This is a genomic window from Methylosinus sp. C49, from assembly GCF_009936375.1.
Classification (GTDB): domain Bacteria; phylum Pseudomonadota; class Alphaproteobacteria; order Rhizobiales; family Beijerinckiaceae; genus Methylosinus.
In genome coordinates, this window is the sequence record NZ_AP022332.1 from 3,075,691 (window position 1) to 3,098,326 (window position 22,636).

Here is a 22,636-nt window from a genome sequence, read left to right on the forward strand (position 1 = left end):
GTCAACTCCTCGGAGCAAAAACGCCGCTGCGGGCCGTGTCCAATTCGAAACGCGCCGCATGGCTGCCGACCGGCTCGGCGCTGGCGCGGCCGACGCGGGCGCGCGCCAGCTCTTCCACAAATTGCGCGGCTTTCACATGGCCGGGCGCGGCGACGAGCAGCGACAGCTCGCCGCCCTGCGGCGCGGTGGCGAGAATCTCGCCGGCCAGCGCGTCGATCGCCGCCGGCGCGGCCGCATGCCATTTCGGCAGCGTGAGCGCATAGAGGGCGATATCCTGCGAGGCGGCCTCGGCCAGCGGCTTGGCGACGATCAGCACCGGCAGGCCGGCCGGATGATTGGGCCGCTCGACGAAGGGCAGGCGCGCGATGATCTTGGGCGCGTTCTCGCCGATGAGGCGCGTCCACCAGGCGCCCTCCTCCTGCGCGCCGGCCGAGCGCAGCATTCCGAGATCGCCCTTGGAGCCCGCCACCGCCGCGACCACGGCGCCGGCGCCGTGATGGGTGAGGTAAGGCACAGTGAAGCCGAAGTGGAAGCGCGCGCTGTCGCGCATGGCGGCGTCGCCGCCGGAATCATCGGCGTGGAGAGAATATTCCGCCTGCATATAGGTGAAGGTCGAGACGATGATGCGCCAAATGCCCTCGACCGTATCGACCGGCAGCAGGCCCGTATGCCGGGAGACCAGCGCGCGCATCATCCGCGCCTCGCGGTCGGGCCGAAAGGCCGAGGCGCCGTTCTGGCCCTTCACCGCAATCAGCCGATCGATGATTTCGCCGCGCTGCATCAGCAGGCCATGCATCTCGCGATCGATGCGGTCGATCTCGTCGCGCAGATCCGCGAGCGTTTCGGTCTCGATCTTGGGCAAAGAGTCGTCTCGCATCGGCGCGGGCTGGCTTCGAAAAGGGCGGAGGGCTGTCTTAGGCCAGCGCGGCTCGGGAGGCAATGCGAGGGGACGGGCTCCATGCGGGCTCGAAGGCTCCGAACCAGGGCCGAGGAGCGGATGTTTCCAGAGTCGTGACCGCGCTTGTCGCAGTCATCCACGCCGCGACGTTCTGGAAACTCGAAACCACGAGCGGAACAACGCTGTTCCCGCATTTTCGGCACACGGGAATTCGTCGTCGCAGGAACGCCCTGCCTGGTTCCTTATCGCATGCAGAATGAGGCCATTTCACATATTGCGTCTCTATCACGGAGCGCGCCGCTGGCCGGACGCTTTTTGACGCTCGGCCCTATTGCTGCGCCGGCTGCTCCTCCAGCGCGACCGGGGCCTGCGCTTCGGTATACATCATGACCGGCTCCGGCTGCGCTTGCGGCTCGGCCGGCCTGACATGCTTGCCCGCCGGAATATTGATCGCGGCCAACACAGTGACCGGCGGCTCCGCCTCGGCCACGGTCGTCGTCGGCTCGTTCTTCTCGTCGGCGGAGGAGCGCCCGCTGGCCATCTGGCCGAGCAGGCCCTTGCGCTTGGCCTCGTAATAAAAGCCCTTGGCGTAGAGCTGAATGGCGCGCTGGGCGTCGCCGCCGGCGACGCGGAAGGCGTTGGCGAGATAGGCGCCGGCGTAGGCGAGATTGGTTTCCGCGTCGAGCAGGCCCTTGGCCGGGCCGCTGTAGCCGACGCTGCGCGCCGTGTCGTAGCGGATCTGCATCAAGCCCCAATACGGTCCGTTCTTGGCGGCGGGATTGTAATTGCTCTCGCGGCGGACGGCGGTATGGATCAGCGATTCGGGAATGTCGTAGGTGCGCGCGCAGCGGGAAATGCTGTCCTCCAGCTTCTCGCGCTGCGAGAGCTTCGCCTTCGGCGGCGGCGGCTCTTCGACCGCCTTGGCGACGAATTGACGTTCGGGAGAAGAGGAATTGCAGCCCGCGAGCGCAAAGCCCAAGGCGGCGGTCGCCGCGCAAATCGCCAGTCTCATTCGTCCTCCCGAGCCGATTTGGTTAGCGCTTCTTAACTGAAGATCGAGCTTTCGCCAAATCGGCCCGAATCCGTACGGATCTCAGCCCGCCCCTTCCAGCAGCCGACGGGCCGCCGCGCGAGCCTCGTCGGTGATGGCGGCGCCCGAGAGCATGCGGGCGATCTCCTCGCGCCGCTCGGCCTCTTCCAGCTCGGCGACGCGCGTCGCCACGCGGTCTTTCGCCTTGCCTTTCACGGCGCCTTTGGCGATACGCAAATGCCGGCCGGCGCGCGCCGCCACTTGCGGCGCATGGGTGACGGTGAGCACTTGCGCGCGTTTCGCGAGCCGCGCCAGACGCTGGCCGATGGCGTCCGCCACCGCGCCGCCGACGCCGGTGTCGATCTCGTCGAAGACCAGCGTCGGCGCCGAGCCGCGATCGGCGAGCACGACTTTCAGCGCCAGCATGAAACGCGCGAGCTCGCCGCCGGAGGCGACCTTCACTAGCGGGCCGGGCCGCGAGCCCGGATTGGTCTGCACCCAGAATTCGACGCGGTCATAGCCGTCCGGCCCGCCGGTCGCGGGATCGCTGACGATCTCAGTGCGAAAGCGCGCGCCTTCCAGCTTCAGCGGCTTCAGCTCGCCCTCCACCAGAGCGTCGAGCGTCTTGGCCGCCGCGCGCCGCGCCGCGGAGAGGCTCTCCGCCGCTTTGGCGTAGGCGGCCAGCGCTCTGGCGACCGCCTCGCTCAGCGCGACGATGCGCGCCTCGCCGGCGTCCAGCGCGGCGAGATCGGCGGCGAAGCGCTCGGCGAGCGCCGGCAGCGCGTCGACGCTGGTCTGATGCTTGCGCGCGGCGCCGCGCAAAGCGAAGAGCCGCTCCTCTATGCGCTCCAATTCGCGCGGATCGAAATCGGCGTCGCGGAGCGCCTGCTCCAGCGCCTGCTCGGCGAGAGAGAGCGCATCCAGCGCCTGGGCGAGCGCCTTGGCCGGCGGCTCGATCAGCTGCGGCGCCTGGGTCGCGCGCCGCTCCAGACGACGTGCGGCGGAGGCGATTTCGCCGGCGGGTGAATGATCGCCGGAAAAAGCCTCGAGCGCGTCACGCAGATCGCCGGCCACTTTCTCGGAGCGCTGCATGGTCTGGCGCCGCTCGGCGAGCGCGGCCTCCTCGCCGGGCTGCGGCGCCAGCGCCTCCAGCTCCTCATTGGCGTGGCGCAGATAATCGGCCTCGGCCCGCGCCTTGGCGACGCGCGCCTCCTCCTCGGCCAGCTCGCGGCGGGCGCGCTGCAGGGCGCCATGCAGCTCGCGCACCTCCGCCGCCGCCTCGCCGAGCGCCCCGTGCGCGTCGACGAGCGCTCTATGCGCGCTCGGATCGACGAGCGCGCGATCATCGTGCTGGCAATGGATCTCGACCAGCGAGGCGCCGATGGCGCGCAACGCCTGGGCGCTCGCCGGCTGGTCATTGACGAAGGCGCGGGTGCGGCCGTCGCTGGTCTGCACACGGCGCAAGACCAGCTCGTCCTCAGCGTCCAGGCCGAACTCGCGCGCCGCGGCGAGGGCCGGATGGTCGCGCGGCAGATCGAAGGCCGCCGTCACCTGCCCCTGCTCCTCGCCGGCGCGCACCAGCGACGCGTCGCCGCGCGCGCCCAGCGCCAGCAGGAAAGCGTCGAGAAGGATGGATTTGCCGGCGCCGGTCTCGCCGGTCAGCGTGGTCAGGCCGGACGCGAACTCGAGATCGAGCCTGTCGATGAGGACGATATCGCGAATAGACAAACGGACGAGCATGCGCGCGCTCTACTCTTCCGGCTCCCTCGGCTCGCCCTCGCGAACGCTCAGCTGGCGCCGAGCGTCTTGCCGATCTTGGAGAGCCAGGAGCCCTGATGTTCCTCGGGCGCGACGCCGCCCGTCGCGAGCAGCGAATGCGCGTCCTTGTACCAGGACGAATCGGGGAAATTATGCCCCAGAATGGCCGCCGCCGTCTGCGCCTCATTGACGACGCCCATGGCGAAATAGGCCTCCGTCAACCGATACAGCGCCTCCTCGGCGTGACGAGTGGTCTGATATTTGGCGAGAACGTCGTGGAAGCGATTGACCGCGGCCGCGTAATTTTTGCGCGTCAGATAGAAGCGGCCGACCGTCATGTCCTTGGCGGCGAGCTGATCACGCGCCACCTGGATCTTGTATTTGACGTCGGTCACATATTCCGACTTGGGGAATTTCTCGACGAGCTGGGTGAAGATGGCCAGCGCCTTCTCGGCGCTCTCCTGGTCCTGCATCACCGCAGGCACCTGATTATAATAAGACATTCCCGCGAGATAATACATATAGGGCGTGTCGGGAGAGGTCGGATAGAGGCCGATGTAGCGCTGCGCCGAGGCGACCGCGTCGTCATAGGCGGGCTTCTGATATTGCGCGAAAGTCTGCATCAGCAGGCCTTTGCGCGCCCATTGGGAGAAGGGATATTGCTTCTCGAGCTCGCCGAACTTCTTGGCGGCGTTCTCGTAATCATGGGCGTCCATGCGCGCGAGGCCCTGATTGTAAATATCCTCGGCCGGAATATCGGGCAGAATCTCGGTCTTGTATTTCTCGCCCGAGAAGAGACCGAAGCCGCTCGTGATGCTGTCCAGAATGTCGGCGCGAGCCGGCGCCGCCGCGAGCAGAGCGCAGGCGAGAACCGCGACGCGATAACGGGACGAGCGGAAAATCATCGGCATGTGATCGACCTCATCGGGCGTAGGCGGTTTACTTTCTGTAGACCAAATCTCCGGGACGCGCCACCCGGCCCGATCCACGATAAAAACAAGCGCGCGGGCCGCGCTCGCGAGACAGTTCGGCGGCGGCCGGCGCCCGAGCCTCCCGCAATGCGGAACGCGGAATCGCCTTGCTGCGACGGCCAGATGACGGGCGAGTTCGGGCGACATTATGGCGGGCGTCGGGTTTCCGCAGACTGGCGCGGGCGAGCGCACGAAATACTCCCCGCGGCCCCTCCCATGATCGCATTAATGCCTAGGTAACACCCGCCCCTCATGATGTGGGATAATTTCCCACGCAGGAGCGGAGCGCCATGACGGCCACATTGGGAGCATGTGAGAGGCGCGCCGCCTTCTCCGAATGTCGAAGCGGCGCGACGGCGGTCGAATTCGCGTTCATCGCGCCGATTTTCATTTTGATCCTGGTCGTGTGGATCGATCTCGGCATGACTTTGCTCGAGCAGAGCGTGCTGGACAGCGCGACATTGCGGGCGGCGCGCAGCGTCAAGATCGGCGCGACGACGACGTCGACGGACTTCAAGACGACGCTCTGCGCCTATCTCTATGGCGTCGTCCCCTGCGCTTCGATCAAATATACGGTCCAATCGGGGACGAGCTTCTCCGCCCTTTCGACGACAATCACGACCGACAGCTCCAATGCGCTGACCAATACGAGCTTTTCCATCGGCTCGGGCGGATCGGACGTGCTGGTGCAGGTCGGCTTCACGCGCAAGCTGTTCGCGCCTTGGCTCTCCGCCGTCTTCGGCAAGAACGGCTATCTGCTGATTTTGTCGACGGTCGCCTTCCAGAACGAGCCCTATTCATGAGCCGCCCGCTTCGACAGGACGGCGGCGTCGCGCTCGTCGAATTCGCGCTGATCGCGCCGGTCGCCCTCATGCTCACTCTCGGCGCCTTCGAGGCGACGCAGCTCATTCGCGCGAGCTGGAAAGTGCGGCTGGCGGCGCAGACCTTGGCCGATCTCGTCTCCCAGCAGACGAACGTCTCCACGACGATCATGTCCAATCTCTGCTCGGGCGCGCAATTGGCGCTTTCGCCGCTGACGAGCTCCGGCTTCAAAGCCGCGGTGACGAGCGTCGTCTATTCGAGCAGCGGCCGGGCGAAAGACTGGCAGGACACGAGCTGCGGCTCCGCCTCCGCGACGACCAATGCGCCGACGCTGGCGACGACCTACACGCCGACTTCCGGCGACAGCGCCATCGTGGTGCAGGCGACCTACGCCTATGCGGCCCCGGTCTCCTACGTGCTGCCCTCGACATTCTCCTTCTCGGCGATCGCGGTCGCCAAGCCCCGCAACGGATCGAAGGTGACTCATGATTGAGCCGATATCGACAATCGCCCGCTTCCGCGCGGATCGTCGCGGCGCGGCGGTGCTGCTGTTCGCCGCAGTATTGCTGCCGCTCGCTCTGCTGATCGGCGCCGGCGTCAATCTGGCGAGCGCCTTCGCGACTCGCTCACGATTGCAGAACGCTGTCGATCAGGCGGCCTTGGCCGGCGCGACCGCCTATGTCTCCTCCTCGACCAGCGCCGCCGCCGTCACCGCCGCCAAAGCCTATATGGCCGGCGCCGTCGCGCTTCTGTCGAATTCCTCGACCTCGGTCAGCTATTCGGCGACGACCTCGACGGCCAGCTCCAGCAGCTCGACTGCGGCCTATATCGTCACGGTGACGGCCTCGGCCACGGCGAAGAGCCAGATGCTGAGCGCCATTATGGCCAATGCGCCGATATCGGTGACGGCCACGGCGAAAAACTTCGTCTACACGGCGAGCATCGCCCTATCGCAATTCAACTCCAGCGCCTTGGACGCCAACACGCTCTATTATTACATCGTGCCGAGCGACGGCTCGACGCCCACGACCTCCAGCCTCACCAAGCTGTTCAGCAACAGCGGCGGCTCCACCTCCGGCACGATCAAAGTGACGCTCACCGCCGGGCAGAAATTGGGACTGGCGCTCTACAATGTCACCGGCGGACGCGGCGGCTATGGGTCGAACGGCTATGGCGGCGCGCAGGGCTCGTCGCATTATTTCTATTCGCATTTGTCGCCGCCGAGCAAAACCGCCTATCCGAGCGTGACGAAGAATTGCAGCCTTCAGGTCGTCACCAGCCTATCGTCGCTGGTCAGCGGCTCCTGCCTCTCCTCATTGCCGACCTATGCGGCGCTCAATTGCGCCTCGGCCGCGGGCAAGACGCTCTATTACGCCTGGAACGACATGGGCGGGAACACCGACGACTATGACTATAATGACGCGGTCATGTCGGTGGCATGCGCCGCCAATGATTCCACCGCCAAGGCGACCGGCGTCGTGCTGACCAATTGAGGGAGCGGCGCCGCGCGATCAGCTAGCGGCCGCCGCGCGCTCGCGCTGGCGCACGCGCTCCGGCACGAGGTCCCAGCGCGTCTTGAACAGAGTGTCGCAAATGCCGGGCGTGCCGAAGCCGTCGGAAAAGCTCACATTGCCGCGCGTGTGGTGGAAGCCGTGCGCCGTGCTGGAGGTGAGATGATCGAGCGCGCCGTTGAGCCGCCTGCGCCAGCCCTTCGCCGCGGGATCGCGGAAGGCGAGGCCGAAATCATAGCCCGAATGCTCATAGAGCCCGCCGAGCGCGCCGAGGCTGGTCATCCACAGATGAAAAGCGACGCTGGCGCCGCCGCCGCCGACGAGAACCAACGGCAGCAGATAGGGCAGCACGATCTCGAAGAAGAAATCCGCGCCGGACTGATAGCAGGCGCTGATCGCCTTGCTGGCGCCGGTCTGATGATGCAGCGCATGGCCGAGCCGATTCATCATCGCCGGATGATGCAGCAGATGGCGATGCGCGACATATTGCACGATGTCGTGGCCGATCAGCATGCCGATCATGGTCCAAACGAGCGCGGTCCAGGAGAGATGCGGGGCGCCGATGAAGCCGAGGCCGAAATATTCCACCGCCAGCATGGAGGGCAGGAGTATCGCCGTCTGATTGAACAAAACGCGCGGCAGCAGCTCGCGATAGCTCATGCGATCGAGGTCGCGAACCTTGAAGCGCTTCAGCCGGCCGGTCGAATCACACCATTCGAAAGCGAAACCGATCCCGTGGAACGCGACCATCTGCGCGGCCCAGGCGAGAAAGGAGAGAGGGATATATCCGAATGGTTCGAGCGACATAGATAGGCGGACTCCGATCGGGAGATCCGTTCGTCGCGCCGGCCGCAATCCGCGCGGCGAACAGAGATAATTTTTCGTCCTATAGCCGAGTTCATGGCGAATTTCTAGTCGATGTGGCGCGGCCCCAAGGCTCTGAATTCGGACGAGCAGCGCCGGCCGCGCTCGCGCTGCTCCGCCCATCCCGCCGTCCCCGCGCTGGACGCCGAATCTCGGCTCGCGCTATCACCACGCCGCTGAAATGCGACGCCCCCCTCGAAGGAAGTGACCTCCCGTGATCCCCTGGACCCTGCTCGATACGGCCCCCGTCCCCGGCGGCGCGGAGGAGCTGCGGCTCAAGCGGCGGGGCGCGGAATTCTCCATCATGCTCGGCAATAATGAGCTGATGAACAGCCGCCTCAGCGGCTCGGAGGAAGCGCTGGCCACGCTCGCCTGCGCGAAAATCGCCGATCGGGCGCAGCCGCGCGCGCTCATCGGCGGCCTAGGCATGGGCTTCACCTTGCGCGCCGCGCTCGGCGCCCTCGGGGCGAAGGCGCAGATCACCGTCGCCGAGATCGTCCCCGCCGTCGTGGCCTGGGCCCGGGGGCCGATGGCGGAGATTTTCGGCGACAGCCTGACCGACCCGCGCGTGCGCATAGAGGTGGAGGATGTCGGGCGGGCGATCCGCTCTGGCCGCGGCTACTATGACGCCATTCTCCTCGATGTCGATAATGGCCCAGAAGGCCTCACGCGCGACGCCAATGGCGGGCTCTATGGCGAGGAGGGACTGCGGGCGGCGCGCGCCGCGCTGCGTCCGGCCGGCGTGCTGGCCGTATGGTCCTGCGCGCCGGATCGGGCGTTTTCCGCGCGGCTGCGCAAGGCCGGCTTCCGCGTCGAGGAGGCAAAGGCGCGCGCCCATCGCGGAGTCGGCGGCGCGCGCCATGTGATCTGGCTCGCCACACGCGTCGATTTGCGGACGCGAGGGGGCGATCCGTGACGCGCAAATCGACGGAGGCCGAGCCTTTTTTCTGGTGGGAAGGCGAAACTCTTGTGGTCAACATATTGGGACGGCCGGCCGCCAGTCGCGACGCCATCGGCAAGCCCCGAGGCCATCAGCTCGAGGTCAGCGTGACCACGGCGCCGCGCCGAGGCCGGGCGACCGATCACATGGTGCGCTTTCTCGCCGGCGAATTCGGCGTCGCTCCCTCGGCGATCGAGGTCGTGTTCGGACGCATGAACGTCAACAAGCAATTGCGGATCACGGGGCCGCAAAAGCTCCCGGGTCCATTTCGGCGATCATGAGCGCGACGGGGCGCATTCATCTGGCCGCAGCGGGCGACGGCCCCCTTCCCCTTCCGCAGATTCTCGTCTAACACACGGCCGACCGCCGGGCCGGGCCTCTCGCCCCGCTCGATCTCGTCTCTAGGGAGGGCGCGCTGGACCTTGGAAGGGCTGCAGCGCGGCCTTTTTTTGTGCGCGCCGGCGCCGCGACAGACGACAAGACGCGCGCTCTCCCCCATTCTGGGGAGCGTCCCGCGACGAAAGGATGACAGACGGACCGACATGCCGAAGCGAACAGACATCTCGACCATTCTGATCATCGGCGCCGGCCCCATCGTCATCGGCCAGGCCTGCGAATTCGACTATTCCGGCACTCAGGCCTGCAAGGCCCTGCGCGCCGAGGGCTATCGAATCGTCCTCGTCAATTCCAATCCCGCGACGATCATGACCGATCCCGATATGGCGGATCGGACCTATGTCGAGCCGATAACGCCCGAGATCGTCGCCAAGATCATCGAGAAGGAGCGTTACGCCGCGCCCGGCGGCTTCGCGCTTCTGCCCACAATGGGCGGCCAGACGGCGCTCAATTGCGCGCTTTCGCTGAAGCGCATGGGCGTGCTCGACAAATTCGACGTCGAGATGATCGGCGCCAACGCCCAGGCCATAGACAAGGCCGAGGATCGCGAATTGTTCCGCGAGGCCATGACCAAGATCGGCCTCGCGACGCCGCGCTCGCGTCTCGCCAACGCCACCGACGTCAAGACCTCCGACAAGGCCAAGCGCAACGCCGAGATCGCCGAGATCGAGGTCTCCGCTCTCTCCTCCGAGGAGAAGCAGGGTAGAATCGCCGAAATCCGCCGCCGCTGGGAGGCGGAGGAGCCGGAGCGCAAGCGGCGCTACATTTCCAAGGGCCTGACCGAGGCGCTCGAGGCGCTGGAGGATATCGGCCTGCCGGCGATCATCCGCCCCTCCTTCACCCTCGCTGGCACGGGCGGCGGCATCGCCTATAACAAGGCGGAGTTCATCGACATCATCGAGCGGGGCTTAGATGCCTCGCCGACCACCGAAGTGCTCATCGAAGAGAGCGTCATCGGCTGGAAAGAGTACGAGATGGAGGTCGTCCGCGACAAAGCGGACAATTGCATCATCGTCTGCTCGATCGAGAATATCGATCCGATGGGCGTGCATACGGGCGATTCCATCACCGTCGCCCCTGCCCTGACGCTGACCGACAAAGAATATCAGATCATGCGCGACGCCTCGCTCGCCGTGCTGCGCGAGATCGGCGTCGAAACGGGCGGCTCGAATGTGCAATTCGCCGTCGATCCCGCCACCGGGCGCATGATCGTCATCGAGATGAATCCGCGCGTGTCGCGCTCCTCGGCGCTGGCCTCCAAGGCGACGGGATTCCCCATCGCCAAGGTCGCCGCCAAGCTCGCCGTCGGCTACACACTGGACGAGATCGCCAATGACATAACGGGCGGCGCGACGCCCGCCTCCTTCGAGCCGACGATCGATTATGTCGTCACCAAGATTCCGCGCTTCGCCTTCGAGAAATTCCCCGGCGCCGAGCCGATTCTGACGACAGCGATGAAATCCGTCGGCGAGGCCATGGCGATCGGACGCAATTTCGCCGAATCGCTGCAAAAGGCGCTGCGCTCGCTGGAGACCGGCCTCTCCGGCCTCGACGAGATCGAGATCGACGGAATGGGCCGCGGCGACGATATGAATGTGCTGCGCGCCGCGCTCGGCACGCCGACGCCGGATCGGCTGCTCGTCGTCGGCCAGGCGCTGCGGCTCGGCATGGATCCGCAGGAGATTCACGAGGCCTGCAAGATCGACCCCTGGTTCATCGCGCGGATCGAGGAGATCGTCGCGCTGGAGGCCAGAGTGCGCGCCTTCGGCCTGCCCAAGGACGCCGATAATTTCCGCGCCCTGAAATTCGCCGGCTTCTCCGATGCGCGCCTCGCGACGCTCACCGGCGCCGGCGAGAAGGAGGTGCGCGCGGCGCGGCGGGCGCTCGACGTGCGGCCGGTCTATAAGCGCATCGACACTTGCGCGGCGGAATTCGCCTCCCCCACCGCCTATATGTATTCGACCTATGAGACGCCCTTCCTCGGCGCGCCGGCCAATGAGGCGCGGCCTTCCGCCGAGCGTAAGGTGGTCATTCTCGGCGGCGGGCCGAATCGCATCGGCCAGGGCATAGAATTCGACTATTGCTGCTGCCACGCCTGCTTCGCGCTCGCCGACGCGGGCTATGAAACCATCATGATCAATTGCAATCCCGAGACTGTGTCGACGGATTACGACACCTCCGATCGTCTCTACTTCGAGCCGCTGACGGCCGAGGATGTGGAGGAGATTTTGGACGTAGAGCGCAGCAATGGGACATTGCATGGCGTCATCGTCCAATATGGCGGCCAGACGCCCTTGAAGCTCGCCCATGCGCTGAGCTCTGCGGGCCTGCCCATTCTCGGCACGCCCGTCGATTCGATCGACCTCGCCGAGGATCGCGACCGTTTCAAGCGCCTGCTCGACAAGCTCGGCTTGAAGCAGCCGAAAAACGGCATCGCCTATTCGGTGGAGCAGTCGCGGCTCGTGGCCGGCGAGCTCGGCCTGCCTCTGGTGGTGCGGCCCTCCTATGTGCTGGGCGGACGCGCGATGGCGATCATCCGCGACCAGAATGCGCTCGACGATTATCTGCTCGGCACGCTGCCGAGCCTCGTGCCGTCGGACGTCAAGGCGCGCTATCCCAATGACAAGACCGGGCAGATCAACACGGTTCTCGGCAAGAATCCGCTGCTCTTCGACCGCTATCTCACCGACGCCATAGAGGTGGACGTCGATTGCCTCGCCGATGGCGAGGAGGCGGCCATCGCCGGGGTGATGGAGCATATCGAGGAAGCGGGAATTCATTCCGGCGATTCGGCCTGCTCGCTGCCGCCGCGCTCGCTGTCGGCCGAGATGGTGGCCGAGCTCGAGCGGCAGACGATCCAGCTCGCCAAGGCGCTCGGCGTCATCGGGCTGATGAACGTCCAATATGCGCTGAAGGACGGCGAAATTTTCGTGCTGGAGGTCAATCCGCGCGCCTCGCGCACGGTCCCCTTCGTCGCCAAGGTGGTCGGCGCGCCCATCGCCAAGATCGCGGCGCGGATCATGGCCGGGGAGAAGCTCTCGGCCTTCACTTTGCCCTCCCGCGCGCCGAATCACGTCGGCGTGAAGGAATCGGTCTTCCCCTTCGCGCGCTTCCCCGGCGTCGACACCGTGCTCGGGCCGGAAATGCGCTCGACCGGCGAGGTCATCGGCCTCGACCGCAGCTTCGAGGCCGCCTTCGCCAAGAGCCAGCTCGGCGGCGGCACCAAGGTGCCGCGGCAGGGAACGGTCTTCGTCTCGGTGCGCGACGCCGACAAGCCGCGCGTCATACCGGCGGTCCAGCAGCTGGCGAGCCTCGGCTTCACCGTGGTGGCGACGGGCGGCACGGCGCGCTTTCTGCAGGAACAGGGCGTGCCGGCGCAAAAGCTCAACAAAGTGTCGGAAGGGCGCCCGCATATTGTGGACGCCATCAAGAACGGCTCGGTTCAGCTGGTGTTCAACACGACCGAAGGCGCCCAGGCGCTGGCGGATTCTCGTTCCTTGCGCCAAGCTGCGCTATTGCATAAAGTCCCCTATTATACGACTCTGGCCGGCGCGATCGCAGCAGTCCAGAGCATCAGGGCCTATGTATCGGGAGATCTCGAAGTCCGCGCCCTTCAGGACTATTTCGCGTCGAATGCGTGACCTCGCGCCGCGCGAATATAAGTGAAGGCCGCCGCATCCGCGGCTCGTTCATGTCGAGGAAGTCCGACCGTCCGCCGCAGCTTTCGCTGGTCCGGGGGCGCGGGGAATTTTATTGGCCGGGTCTGGACGCATCCGGGAGCGAAAGAGCAAGAGACATGGTGGACAAGGTGCCTATGACCGCCGCCGGCTACGCGACTCTCGACGAGGAGCTGCGTCAGCGCCAGCAGATCGAACGTCCGCGCATCATTCAGGCGATCGCCGAAGCGCGCGCCCATGGCGATCTCTCGGAAAACGCTGAATATCATGCCGCGAAAGAGGCCCAATCGCTGAACGAGGGCCGCATCGCCGAGCTCGAGGACAAGCTCTCTCGCGCCGAGGTCATAGATGTATCCAAGCTCACCGGCAATACGGTGAAATTCGGCGCGACGGTCACCGTCGTCGACGAGGACACCGAGGAGGAGAAGGCTTATCAGATCGTCGGCGAGCCCGAGGCCGATGTGAAGAACGGCCGCGTCTCCATCGCCTCCCCCATCGCCCGCGCGCTGATCGGCAAGAAGGCCGGCGACACGGTCGAGGTGAAGACGCCGGGCGGCGGCAAGAGCTATGAGATTTTGAAGGTCGCTTTCGTCTGAGCGAAGACCAGCGCGCTCCCCTTCTCCCACTCGTGGGAGAAGGTGGCCCTCGCGTCAGCGAGGGTCGGATGAGGGCGCCTCCCGCAGTCCAATATCTCGATGAGCGGCATGGCCCCTCATCCGACCCCGCTTCACGGGGCCACCTTCTCCCGCAAGCGGGAGAAGGGAGAACCCCACGGCCCCGCCCTGCCTCCGCCTGGGTTCTCTCCGACGGCCGCGCCGGGCACGAGGTCCAGAGCCTCGGCATAGCGGACGCCCTCGGCCTCTCCCCCCGCCTCATCCGCCTCGCCCCAAGCGGGCTCATCGCCGCGCTCGCGCCTTTCGGCCCGATCGATCCGCGCGAGGCGAATCTGCTCGCCCCGCCTTTTCCCGATCTCGTCATCGCCTGCGGCAGGCGGACGATTCCCTATCTCCGCCATGTGAAGCGCGCCTCCGCCGGCGCGGTCTTCACCGTCTATGTGAATCGCCCGGCCAGCGGGCTCGGGACGGCGGATGTCATCGTCGCGCCGCGCCACGACGGGCTATGCGGCGCCAATGTCATCACCCCCCTTGCGCCGGCGAATCGGCTGACGCCGCAACGCCTCGCCGAAACCCGCGCCGCTCTCGATCCGCGCATCGCAGCGCTGTCGGAGCCGAGAGCTGCGCTGCTGATCGGCGGGGATAGTCGGCATTTTCGGTTTTCGGAGCGAGATGTCGAACGGCTTCTCGCCGCCGTCGAGGCGATGTTGAACGACGGGTGGAATATCGCCGCGACCGTCTCGCGGCGGACGCCGGCGCGGCTCGTCGAAGCGTTGCGCGAGCGGCTCGTGGACCCTCATCCGACGGTCCGTCGCGGAGCCGCCTTCTCCCGCGCGCGGGAGAAAGGAGCGCGCGCCTTTCTCTGGGCTGGGGACGGCGAGAATCCCTATCTCTCCATCCTCGCCGGCTCGCAGGCGCTGCTGGTGACGGCCGATAGCGTCAATATGGTCGCCGAGGCGGCGGCGACCGGCGCGCCGGTCCATGTCTTCGAGCCGGAAGGCGGCGCCGCCAAGATCGCCGCTTTTCTCGACGCCCTCGAGCAGCGCGGCGCTTCGCGCCGCTGGCGCGGCCGGCTCAAGCATTGGCGCTACGAGCCGCTGAACGAGACGCCGGCCATCGCCGAAGAGATCGCCTGCCGCTACGCCGCCTTCCGTGGGGCGGCCCCCGTATTGCTTCATGGCTCGCGCGCTTCGTAATAGATTCCCGAGACGCCCGAAGATCAGGAGCGGTTGCGGCGCAACGCATAATGGCTAGATTGCGCCCATCCGAACGCGCCGCGCCGTCCGCGCGGAGACTTGTCGCAAAGAGCCTCTTCATGTCCGCAGACGATAAAGGCCGCCTGCACGCCCGCGTCATCGTGCTGGGGTCCGGCCCCGCCGGCTATACGGCGGCGATCTACACCGCGCGCGCCATGCTCGAGCCGGTGGTCATCGCCGGCTTCGATCAGGGCGGCCAGCTCATGATCACCACAGATGTGGAGAATTATCCCGGCTTCGCCGAGCCGATCCAAGGCCCCTGGCTGATGGATCAGATGCGCGCGCAGGCCGAGCATGTCGGCGCCAAGCTCGTCTCCGACCATATCGTCGAGGCGCGGCTGGACAAGCGGCCCTTCGAGCTATTGGGCGATTCGGGAACGCTCTACACGGCGGACGCGCTCATCATCGCGACCGGCGCCAAGGCCAAATGGCTCGGCCTTCCGAGCGAGGAGGCGTTCAAGGGCTATGGCGTCTCCGCCTGCGCCACTTGCGACGGATTCTTCTTCCGCGGCAAGAAGGTGCTGGTCGTCGGCGGCGGCAATACGGCCGTCGAGGAGGCGCTCTATCTCTCGCAGATCGCCGCCGAGGTGACGGTGGTGCATCGCCGCGACTCTTTCCGCGCCGAGCGCGTGCTGCAGGAGCGGCTCGCCGCGCGGCCGAATGTCAAAATCCTCTTCGAGCATGCGATCGACGAAATTTTGGGCGGCAGCGCGCCGCCTTCGGTCACGCAGACGCGGGTGAAGAACGTGAAGACCGGCGCGACGCAGACGCTGGATGTGGACGGAGTCTTCATCGCCATCGGCCATCAGCCGGCCTCGGAGCTGTTCGTCGGCCAGCTGGAGCTGAAGCCCTCCGGCTATATCGCCGTGCAGCCCGGCACGACCAACACCAATATTCCGGGCGTGTTCGCGGCCGGCGACGTGGCCGACGAGACCTATCGCCAAGCGGTGACGGCCGCCGGCCTCGGCTGCATGGCGGCGCTGGACGTCGAGCGATATCTGCTGGAGACGCCCGCCCATGTGAGCGACGCGCTCGCCTCCGAGGAGCCTTTGTGAGATAGCCCCCTCCCCGGCCCTCCCCCGCTCACGCGGGAGAGGGAGAAGATTCGGCGCTTCATCGAAATTTCGCGCGACGCCCGCCGCCCCCTCTCCCGCGAAGCGGGGGAGGGTGAGGGAGGGGGCAAAGGAACACCGAAGGCAAAAACTCCACATGCCCGACCTTCTCCTCGAACTCTTCAGCGAAGAAATCCCCGCCCGCATGCAGCGTCAGGCGGCCGATGATCTGCAGCGGCTCGTCTGCGGCGCGCTCGCAGACAAGGGGCTGACCTATGAGGGCGCGGCCGCCCATGCGACGCCGCGTCGGCTGGCGCTGCATATCGCCGGCCTGCCCGGCCGCCAGCCCGATACGCGCGAGGAGAAGAAGGGTCCGCGCGTCGGCGCGCCCGAGGCCGCCATTCAGGGCTTTCTGAAGAGCGCCGGCCTCGCCTCGATCGACGAGGCGAAAATCGAGAAGGACGCCAAAAAGGGCGAGTTCTATGTCGCCGTCATCGAGCGCGCCGGGCGCGAGACGATAGAGGTGCTGGCGGATCTGCTGCCGGGCATTGTGAAGAGCTTCCCCTGGCCGAAATCCATGCGCTGGGGCAAGGCCTCCGTGCGGCCGGATGCGCTGCGCTGGGTGCGGCCGCTGCAATCCATCCTCGCCACTTTCGGCACCGAGATGGAGACGCCGGATGTGGTGCGCTTCTCCGTGGACGGCATAGAGAGCAGCGATCTCTCCCACGGCCATCGCTTCATGGCGCCGGCGTCTTTCGCGGTGAAGCGCTTCGACGATTACGTCCCCGCGCTCGAGAAGGCGAAGGTCGTGCTCGACGCCGCGCGCCGGCGCGACATCGTGCTGCATGACGCGCGCAATCTCGCTATGGCGCTGGGGCTGGAGCTGGTCGAGGACGTCGCGCTGCTCGAGGAGGTCGCCGGCCTCGTCGAATGGCCGGTGACGCTGATGGGCGCTTTCGACGAGAGTTTTCTTTCCATTCCGCCGGAGGTCATTCGCGCGACCATTCGCGTCAATCAGAAATGCTTCGTGCTGAAGCGCCCGGACGGCGGCCTCGCCAATCGCTTCATCCTCATCTCGAACATAGAGGCGAGCGACGGCGGCGAGACGATCATCGGCGGCAATCAGCGCGTCATCGCCGCACGCCTGTCGGACGCCAAATTCTTCTATGAGACCGATCTGAAAACGCCGCTCGAGGAGCGCCTGCCCAAGCTCGACAATATCGTCTTCCATGAAAAGCTCGGCACGCAGGGCGAGCGCGTGAAGCGCATAGAGGCGCTGGCGCGCGAGCTGGCGCCGATCGTCGGCGCCGTTGCGGACAAGGCCGCGCGCGCGGCGACGCTCGCCAAGGCCGATCTCGTCACCGAAATGGTCGGCGAGTTCCCCGAGCTACAAGGACTCATGGGCCGCTATTATGCGGCGGCGCAGGGCGAGGACGCGGAGGTCGCCGCGGCGCTGGAGGAGCATTACAAGCCGCAGGGGCCGGCGGATCGCATTCCGACGAGCCCCGTGTCCATCGCCGTGGCGCTGGCCGACAAGCTCGACACGCTGGTCGGCTTTTGGGCGATCGACGAGAAGCCGACAGGCAGCAAAGACCCTTACGCGCTGCGCCGCGCGGCGCTGGGCGTCATCCGCCTCGCGCTCGAGAATGAGCTACGTCTTCCGCTGCGCGAAGCTTTCGCCGCCGCGCAATGGCCTGTCTGGCTCGCGGCGCGCACGCCGCTGCGCGAGCTGGTGACGAGCGAGGTCAATCGCGTCGCCTCGGACCTCTCGCCCAATGGCGCCGCGACTCTATCGGCCGACGCCGAGGCGCATCTGCGCCGCGACATAGAGAAGCGGTTGCACGCCGTCGGCAGAGAGGCGGGCGCCGAGGCGCCCTCCCCCGCCGCCGAGATTTTCTTGCGCGAGACGCTGCCGCCCCTGCTGGCCGCCAATGCGGCCGATCTCCTCGCCTTCTTCATCGATCGCCTGAAGGTCTACCTTCGCGATCGCGGCGCACGATATGACCTGATCGATGCGGCGCTCGGGGCCTCGGCCTCGGCGCAGTCTCGAGAAGGGAGCGCGCAAATGCCGGACGATCTGCTCACCATCACGCGCAAGGTGGAGGCTCTGGGGAAATTCCTCGACACCGACGACGGCAAGAATCTGCTCGCCGGCTTTCGCCGCGCCGCCAATATTCTCAAGATCGAGGAGAAGAAGGACGGCGCCGGCGCCTATGAGGAGCCGCACCATCCCAATCTGCGCATGGAGCTGTCCGAGCACAAGCTCGCCGCCGCCATCAAGCGCGCACGGGAGGAGACATCGGAACGGCTCGACAAGGAGAATTTCGAGAGCGCCATGCAGGCGCTGTCGAAGCTGCGCGAGCCGGTCGACGACTTCTTCGAGGCGGTGACGGTGAATTGCGACGATCCGAAAGTGCGCCTCAACCGCCTGCGCCTACTCGCGGAGCTGCGCGAGGCCATGCTGCAGGTGGCGGATTTCTCGAAAGTGGCGTGAGGCCCCGTCCCCAACCCTCCCCCGCTTCGCGGGAGAGGGGGCAGATTCGGCGCTTCATCGAGGTTTCGCGTAGCGTTTGCCGTCTCCCTCTCCCGCGATGCGGGGGAGGGTGAGGGAGGGGGCGCGCTGCTTACGCCCCATTCCCCGTGAAAGTCCGCGGCGCGGGCGAGAGCACCTTGGCGGCGCCGCCGGAAATCTCCAGAACGGACAGGCCGCGCTCGTTCATGCCGTCGGCCTTGAAGCGGAACACGCCATCGGCTCCGTTGAAGCCCGACGGATTGACCAGCACATTCTCCGAATAGCGCTGCGAGCCCTGGCTGCGCGACAGAGCAATGGCCAGCGACACGGCGTCATAGGCGAGCGTCGCGATGCGGGCCGGATCCGTATTGAACTTGGCGCGGTAGCGCTGCGCCAGGGAGTTGAATCCGGCGTTCTCCGGCGCGACGAACCAGGCTCCCTGCAGCGCCGGAAGCTTCAGCACGCGGGCGTCGTTCCAAAGGCCGGTGCCGAGCACCTGAATGCGCTTGGTGTCGATATGCGCCGCCTGCAATTCCTGCGAGACGGCGGCCATGGCCTCGGCCTGCTCGGGGATGAACAGCGCGTCGATCTGCTCGGCCGCCTGGGCGATGCGCTGCACCGAAGGCTGCACGGCGCCGGGCTTGTAGCGCTCGATCGTCAGCACGCGCAGGCCGTGATTGGCGGCGCTCTGCTGGAATTGCGCCAGAGCCACAGTGCCATAGTCGTTCTCGGGCACCAGCGCGGCGATGGATTTCTTGCCGCGCTGCGCCGCGAAATCGACGATGCGCTCGACATAGCCCTCGACCAGGAAGGACAGGAGATAGACGCCCTTGCCGGCGACGGAGGAATCGGTCGAGAAGGCGATGATCGGCTTGCCCGCGCCGCGGGCGACGCGCGCCGCCTCCTTCACGCCGCTGGCGAAGACGGGGCCGATGACGATCTCTGCGCCCTCGTTTATGGCGTTTTGCGCGGCCTGGGCGGCGCCGGCGGGCGTCGAATGATCGTCCTTGACCAGAATGGTCACGTCATTGGCGCCGCTGTCGGCATAGGCGAGCTTGGCGGCGTTCAGCAGCGAGGCGCCCACCTGGCTCGGCCCGGAGGCCATGGAGAGCGGCACGATCAGCGCGATGCGCGTCGCGCCGCTGCCGATCAGCTCGCCCTCGTTGAGCTGGCCGACCTCCACCTTTCCGAGCGGCGCCGAGAGCCGCAGATCGGGAGCGCCGGGAACGCCCGGACCCGCCGTGGGATTGCAGGCGCTGAGAAAGGACGCCGCAGCCAAGGCGCAGAAGAGGCGCGCCGACGCCGCAGCGCCGCCTCGCCGAAACCTGTTCCGCCTACCCATGACCAATGGAAGCCTCCCGCCGATGAAATCGCCGTCTTATACGCGATTGCGGAAAGCGCACGGCAACCCCTAAATTGAAATAAAATGGAATTTTGCGGGGAAATTGCGGCCTTGAACGCGCTTTCCATGTTCTGTAAAAAGAACACGCGGACGATTCATCGAACATCCGTATCGGCGGAGAGGCGGGCCATGAGCGAGGGAAGAGTGACGACGCCGGCGGCTTATACCGCTTTCGGCCTGCGGGCGGAGGCGGAGAAGATCGCGCCCGGGCTGCATCTCGTCGCGACGCCGATCGGCAATCTGAAGGATATCTCCTTCCGCGCTTTGTCGACGCTGGCGGCGGCCGACGCCGTCGTGGCCGAGGACACGCGCGTCACCAAGACTTTGCTCGCCCATTATGGAATTTCGACGCCGCTCGTCGCCTATCACGAGCACAACGCCCATGTGATGCGGCCGCACCTCATCGCACGGCTGGAGGCCGGGGCGGCGCTGGCGCTGGTCTCGGACGCCGGCACGCCGCTCGTTTCGGACCCGGGCTTCAAGCTCGTGGCCGAGTCGCTGGAGAAGGGAATCAAGGTCACATCGGTCCCCGGCCCTTCCGCCGTGCTGGCGGCGCTGGTCGTCGCCGGCCTGCCGACGGATCGTTTCTTCTTCGAGGGGTTTTTGCCGCATAAGGGCGGGCCACGGCGGGCGCGGCTCGCCGAGCTGGCGCGCATTCCCGGCACTCTGGTGTTCTTCGAATCGCCCAAGCGCGTCGCCGAGACGCTGGAGGACGCCGCCGCCGTGCTCGGCCCGCGCGACGCCGCCATCGCTCGCGAGCTGACCAAGCTCTATGAATCGGTGCGGCGCGGCAAGCTCGACGCGCTCGCCGCCGCTCTGCGCGAGGAGGAGCCGCCGCGCGGCGAGATCGTCGTGCTGATCGCCCCGCCCGGCGCGAACGCCGAGGCGACCAGCGAGGCCGAGCTCGACGCCAAGCTCGAGGAGGCGCTCGCCGCCCATTCGCTGAAGGACGCCGCCAGCGTCGTCTCCGCCTCCACCGGCCGGCCGCGCCGCGAGGTCTATGCGCGGGCGATCAAGCTCGCCGCCGAGCGCGAGAGCGAGACGCGCGAGTGACCGAGACGGAAGAAAGGCGCGCGCGCCATCGCGGCGGGCTGCGCGCCGAGACGATCGCGGCGCTTTTCCTGAGAGCCAAATTCTACGCCATCCTCGACCGCCGCTATCGCATTCGCGGCGGTGAGATCGACATTGTGGCGCGACGCGGCCGAACCATCGCTTTCGTGGAAGTGAAGGCGCGCGCGAATCTCGAAGAGGCGATGATCTCCATCACCGAGGAGAAGCGCCGCCGCATCTCCCGCGCGGCGTCGAAATGGCTGGCGTCCAATCCCTGGGCCGCGGATCATGTGCTGCGCGGCGATGCGGTCTATATCGCGCCGAAGCGCCTGCCGCTGCATGCCGAGGCGGCATTCGAGCTCGATTTGGGATAAAACATCAGTCCCTCACCCTGAGGAGCCCGCGAAGCGGGCGTCTCGAAGGGTCGAAGCCGCGCGGCTCTGGATCGTCCTTCGAGGCTTTTTGCGCCGCAAAAAGCACCTCAGGACGAAGGGGTTGTATTTGCCGGACGAAACAACAGCCGGACGTCGTCTCAGCTCGCGAGGCTCTGCGCCAGCTCTTCCGTATGCGCCTGGGTGCGGCGGGCCATATGGTCGATCTCGCGCGCCAGCGTCACGATCGACTCGGCGCCGGCGCCGGTCATAGCCATGGCGCTCGCCACTTGCGAGACATGCTGCGACATGGCCGAGGCGCTATCGGCGGCCGAGCGCACGCTGCGGGTGATGTCCTTGGTGGCGGCGTCCTGCTCATGGACGGCGGAGGTGATGATCGCGGAAATATGCTCCACTTCGGCGATCTTGTTCTTGATCTTGTCGATGGAGGAGACGGAGAGATTGGTCGCCGCCTGAATCTCGGAGATCTGATCGGCGATCTCCTGCGTCGCCTTGCCGGTCTGGGTGGCGAGGCTCTTGACCTCCTGCGCCACCACGGCGAAGCCGCGGCCCGCCTCGCCGGCGCGCGCCGCCTCTATGGTGGCGTTGAGCGCGAGAAGATTGGTCTGCGCGGCGATGCGCGAGATGAGGCTCACAACGTCGCCGACGCGATTGGCGGCGGCGGAGAGTCGCAGCATCTCGGCGCTGGAGCCATTGGTCTCCTGCACGGCCTGGCGCACCACAGTGGTCGACTCCACCGCCTGACGGCTGATCTCGCCGATCGCCTCCAGCAATTGCTCCGAGGCGGTGGCGACCGAGGCGACGTCGGCGGCCGCCTGCAGCGAGGCGGTGCGGGCGAAATCGGTATCCTCGCGGGCGCGACGTTCCTGCACGATCATCTCCTCCGATGCGCCGGCCATTTTCTTCGTCAGCTCGCCGAGCGCCGCGGTCGTCGCCGAAAGTTCGTGGGAATAATGCTCGACCTGATCGCGAATCACCGCCTCGCGGCGCAGCCGCTCCTCGCGGTCGTCACGAGCGCGAATCTCGGCCGCCATCTCATTATTGGCCCGCACAGCGTCGCGCAGCACGATCAAGGCCTTGGAGATCGCGCCGATCTCGTCCCCGCGTTCGGCGCCCTGCACCACAATGGTGGTGTCCCCGGCGGCGAGATCGGCCATTTGGCGGGCGATGGTCTTGATCGGCGAGGCGATGGTGCGGTGAATGGTGGGGATGGAGACGCCCACCACCAGGAAAGCGGCCGCCAGAGTGCCGAGCAGCAGCTCGAGCGACAGGGTCGCCGCCGCCTGATTGGCCGTAACCGCCAGCTGCGACGCCCGCGCCGCATTGGCCGGATCGGCCGCGGCCCCGGTCAGATCGCGGACATTGGCGACCGATACATAGGCGGTCGCGCCCATGAGCAGCAGCAGAGCCAGAAAAAGGAACTGCCTGAGCGCGAGGCCGGCGCCGATCGAGGTGAACCGCATAGGGGGCTGTGTCCAGTTTGTTCCGGTC

Annotated in this window: 19 protein-coding genes; 12 read left to right on the plus strand and 7 right to left on the minus strand. The window is 66.6% G+C overall.

All coding sequences use genetic code 11. The features are described 5' to 3' along the window. Nucleotide 1: 1 nt before the first annotated feature. The 4 genes from GYH34_RS14605 to GYH34_RS14620 all read right to left on the minus strand — a co-directional run bounded on the left by GYH34_RS14605 (nt 2) and on the right by GYH34_RS14620 (nt 4,597). Complete coding sequence (locus tag GYH34_RS14605; protein WP_161914207.1) at nt 2-877, minus strand: chorismate mutase; 876 nt, start codon at nt 875-877, stop codon at nt 2-4. Nucleotides 878-1,226: 349 nt separating this feature from the next. Next, entirely contained in the window at nt 1,227-1,910 is a 684-nt protein-coding gene (locus tag GYH34_RS14610; protein WP_161914208.1) for a lytic transglycosylase domain-containing protein, read from the minus strand. A gap of 81 nt (nt 1,911-1,991) precedes the next feature. Continuing rightward, the gene (gene recN / locus GYH34_RS14615) at nt 1,992-3,668 is read right to left on the minus strand and encodes a DNA repair protein RecN (protein ID WP_161914209.1); all 1,677 of its coding nucleotides are present in this window, start codon (nt 3,666-3,668) and stop codon (nt 1,992-1,994) included. Between the two features lie 47 nt (nt 3,669-3,715). Further along, nucleotides 3,716-4,597 carry an outer membrane protein assembly factor BamD gene (locus GYH34_RS14620; protein WP_161914210.1) on the minus strand — a complete coding sequence of 294 codons (882 nt, stop codon included), beginning with the start codon at nt 4,595-4,597 and terminating at the stop codon, nt 3,716-3,718. A gap of 350 nt (nt 4,598-4,947) precedes the next feature. Between GYH34_RS14620 and GYH34_RS14625 the strand changes: the two genes are divergently transcribed. From GYH34_RS14625 to GYH34_RS14635, 3 genes are read left to right on the plus strand one after another with little or no spacing between them, the layout of a single operon-like run. Continuing rightward, nucleotides 4,948-5,460 (plus strand): TadE family protein, encoded by a 513-nt coding sequence (locus GYH34_RS14625; RefSeq protein ID WP_161914211.1) that lies wholly within the window; start codon nt 4,948-4,950, stop codon nt 5,458-5,460. Next, nucleotides 5,457-5,972: a TadE/TadG family type IV pilus assembly protein gene (locus GYH34_RS14630; RefSeq protein WP_161914212.1), complete on the plus strand. Its 516-nt coding sequence runs from the start codon at nt 5,457-5,459 to the stop codon at nt 5,970-5,972. The genes GYH34_RS14625 and GYH34_RS14630 overlap by 4 nt, the downstream gene beginning before the upstream one ends. Next, nucleotides 5,965-6,972: a pilus assembly protein TadG-related protein gene (locus GYH34_RS14635; RefSeq protein ID WP_161914213.1), complete on the plus strand. Its 1,008-nt coding sequence runs from the start codon at nt 5,965-5,967 to the stop codon at nt 6,970-6,972. Before GYH34_RS14630 ends, GYH34_RS14635 begins: the two co-directional genes overlap by 8 nt. Before the next feature lie 18 nt (nt 6,973-6,990). Here the strand turns inward: GYH34_RS14635 and GYH34_RS14640 are convergent, their stop codons facing one another. Beyond that, nucleotides 6,991-7,797, minus strand: coding sequence for a sterol desaturase family protein (locus GYH34_RS14640; RefSeq protein WP_161914214.1), 807 nt, complete (start codon nt 7,795-7,797; stop codon nt 6,991-6,993). Nucleotides 7,798-8,068: 271 nt separating this feature from the next. Here GYH34_RS14640 and GYH34_RS14645 point away from each other — a divergent pair, with 271 nt between their 5' ends. From GYH34_RS14645 to glyS, 7 genes are all read left to right on the plus strand, one after another. Further along, nucleotides 8,069-8,770, plus strand: a complete 702-nt coding sequence (locus GYH34_RS14645; RefSeq protein ID WP_161914215.1) for a spermidine synthase — start codon at nt 8,069-8,071, stop codon at nt 8,768-8,770. Further along, a complete protein-coding gene (locus tag GYH34_RS14650; RefSeq protein WP_161914216.1) occupies nt 8,767-9,075 on the plus strand; it encodes a DUF167 family protein in 309 nt (102 codons plus the stop codon). Before GYH34_RS14645 ends, GYH34_RS14650 begins: the two co-directional genes overlap by 4 nt. A 261-nt stretch (nt 9,076-9,336) precedes the next feature. Then, entirely contained in the window at nt 9,337-12,831 is a 3,495-nt protein-coding gene (gene carB, locus GYH34_RS14655) for a carbamoyl-phosphate synthase large subunit (protein ID WP_161914217.1), read from the plus strand. Nucleotides 12,832-12,989: 158 nt separating this feature from the next. Continuing rightward, the gene (gene greA, locus GYH34_RS14660; protein ID WP_026191343.1) at nt 12,990-13,463 is read left to right on the plus strand and encodes a transcription elongation factor GreA; all 474 of its coding nucleotides are present in this window, start codon (nt 12,990-12,992) and stop codon (nt 13,461-13,463) included. 68 nt (nt 13,464-13,531) lie between these two features. Beyond that, nucleotides 13,532-14,677: a mitochondrial fission ELM1 family protein gene (locus GYH34_RS14665; protein WP_161914218.1), complete on the plus strand. Its 1,146-nt coding sequence runs from the start codon at nt 13,532-13,534 to the stop codon at nt 14,675-14,677. A 119-nt stretch (nt 14,678-14,796) separates the two neighbouring features. After that, on the plus strand, nt 14,797-15,792 hold the full coding sequence (trxB, locus tag GYH34_RS14670) for a thioredoxin-disulfide reductase (protein ID WP_161914219.1): 996 nt from the start codon (nt 14,797-14,799) through the stop codon (nt 15,790-15,792). A 154-nt stretch (nt 15,793-15,946) separates the two neighbouring features. Continuing rightward, entirely contained in the window at nt 15,947-18,283 is a 2,337-nt protein-coding gene (gene glyS / locus GYH34_RS14675; protein ID WP_161914220.1) for a glycine--tRNA ligase subunit beta, read from the plus strand. A gap of 130 nt (nt 18,284-18,413) precedes the next feature. Here glyS and GYH34_RS14680 read toward each other — a convergent pair whose 3' ends face one another. Continuing rightward, nucleotides 18,414-19,643 carry a penicillin-binding protein activator gene (locus tag GYH34_RS14680; protein ID WP_244635135.1) on the minus strand — a complete coding sequence of 410 codons (1,230 nt, stop codon included), beginning with the start codon at nt 19,641-19,643 and terminating at the stop codon, nt 18,414-18,416. Nucleotides 19,644-19,832: 189 nt separating this feature from the next. On the opposite strand from GYH34_RS14680, the gene rsmI reads away from it, so the two are divergent. Together rsmI and GYH34_RS14690 are read left to right on the plus strand one after the other, a co-directional pair. Further along, on the plus strand, nt 19,833-20,756 hold the full coding sequence (gene rsmI / locus GYH34_RS14685; protein ID WP_161914221.1) for a 16S rRNA (cytidine(1402)-2'-O)-methyltransferase: 924 nt from the start codon (nt 19,833-19,835) through the stop codon (nt 20,754-20,756). Then, nucleotides 20,753-21,127 (plus strand): YraN family protein, encoded by a 375-nt coding sequence (locus GYH34_RS14690; protein ID WP_161914222.1) that lies wholly within the window; start codon nt 20,753-20,755, stop codon nt 21,125-21,127. Before rsmI ends, GYH34_RS14690 begins: the two co-directional genes overlap by 4 nt. A gap of 158 nt (nt 21,128-21,285) precedes the next feature. Here GYH34_RS14690 and GYH34_RS14695 read toward each other — a convergent pair whose 3' ends face one another. Continuing rightward, entirely contained in the window at nt 21,286-22,608 is a 1,323-nt protein-coding gene (locus GYH34_RS14695; RefSeq protein WP_036291167.1) for a HAMP domain-containing methyl-accepting chemotaxis protein, read from the minus strand. Nucleotides 22,609-22,636: the final 28 nt, after the last annotated feature.

Coding starts and splice junctions, on each gene's coding strand:
- GYH34_RS14630 (WP_161914212.1), top strand. CDS start 5,457: ATGAGCCGCCCGCTTCGACAGGACGGCGGCGTCGCGCTCGTCGAATTC.
- GYH34_RS14640 (WP_161914214.1), bottom strand. CDS start 7,797: ATGTCGCTCGAACCATTCGGATATATCCCTCTCTCCTTTCTCGCCTGG.
- GYH34_RS14605 (WP_161914207.1), bottom strand. CDS start 877: ATGCGAGACGACTCTTTGCCCAAGATCGAGACCGAAACGCTCGCGGAT.
- recN (WP_161914209.1), bottom strand. CDS start 3,668: ATGCTCGTCCGTTTGTCTATTCGCGATATCGTCCTCATCGACAGGCTC.
- GYH34_RS14665 (WP_161914218.1), top strand. CDS start 13,532: ATGAGGGCGCCTCCCGCAGTCCAATATCTCGATGAGCGGCATGGCCCC.
- rsmI (WP_161914221.1), top strand. CDS start 19,833: ATGAGCGAGGGAAGAGTGACGACGCCGGCGGCTTATACCGCTTTCGGC.
- GYH34_RS14625 (WP_161914211.1), top strand. CDS start 4,948: ATGACGGCCACATTGGGAGCATGTGAGAGGCGCGCCGCCTTCTCCGAA.
- GYH34_RS14695 (WP_036291167.1), bottom strand. CDS start 22,608: ATGCGGTTCACCTCGATCGGCGCCGGCCTCGCGCTCAGGCAGTTCCTT.
- GYH34_RS14620 (WP_161914210.1), bottom strand. CDS start 4,597: ATGCCGATGATTTTCCGCTCGTCCCGTTATCGCGTCGCGGTTCTCGCC.
- GYH34_RS14635 (WP_161914213.1), top strand. CDS start 5,965: ATGATTGAGCCGATATCGACAATCGCCCGCTTCCGCGCGGATCGTCGC.
- carB (WP_161914217.1), top strand. CDS start 9,337: ATGCCGAAGCGAACAGACATCTCGACCATTCTGATCATCGGCGCCGGC.
- GYH34_RS14610 (WP_161914208.1), bottom strand. CDS start 1,910: ATGAGACTGGCGATTTGCGCGGCGACCGCCGCCTTGGGCTTTGCGCTC.
- trxB (WP_161914219.1), top strand. CDS start 14,797: ATGTCCGCAGACGATAAAGGCCGCCTGCACGCCCGCGTCATCGTGCTG.
- glyS (WP_161914220.1), top strand. CDS start 15,947: ATGCCCGACCTTCTCCTCGAACTCTTCAGCGAAGAAATCCCCGCCCGC.
- GYH34_RS14680 (WP_244635135.1), bottom strand. CDS start 19,643: ATGGGTAGGCGGAACAGGTTTCGGCGAGGCGGCGCTGCGGCGTCGGCG.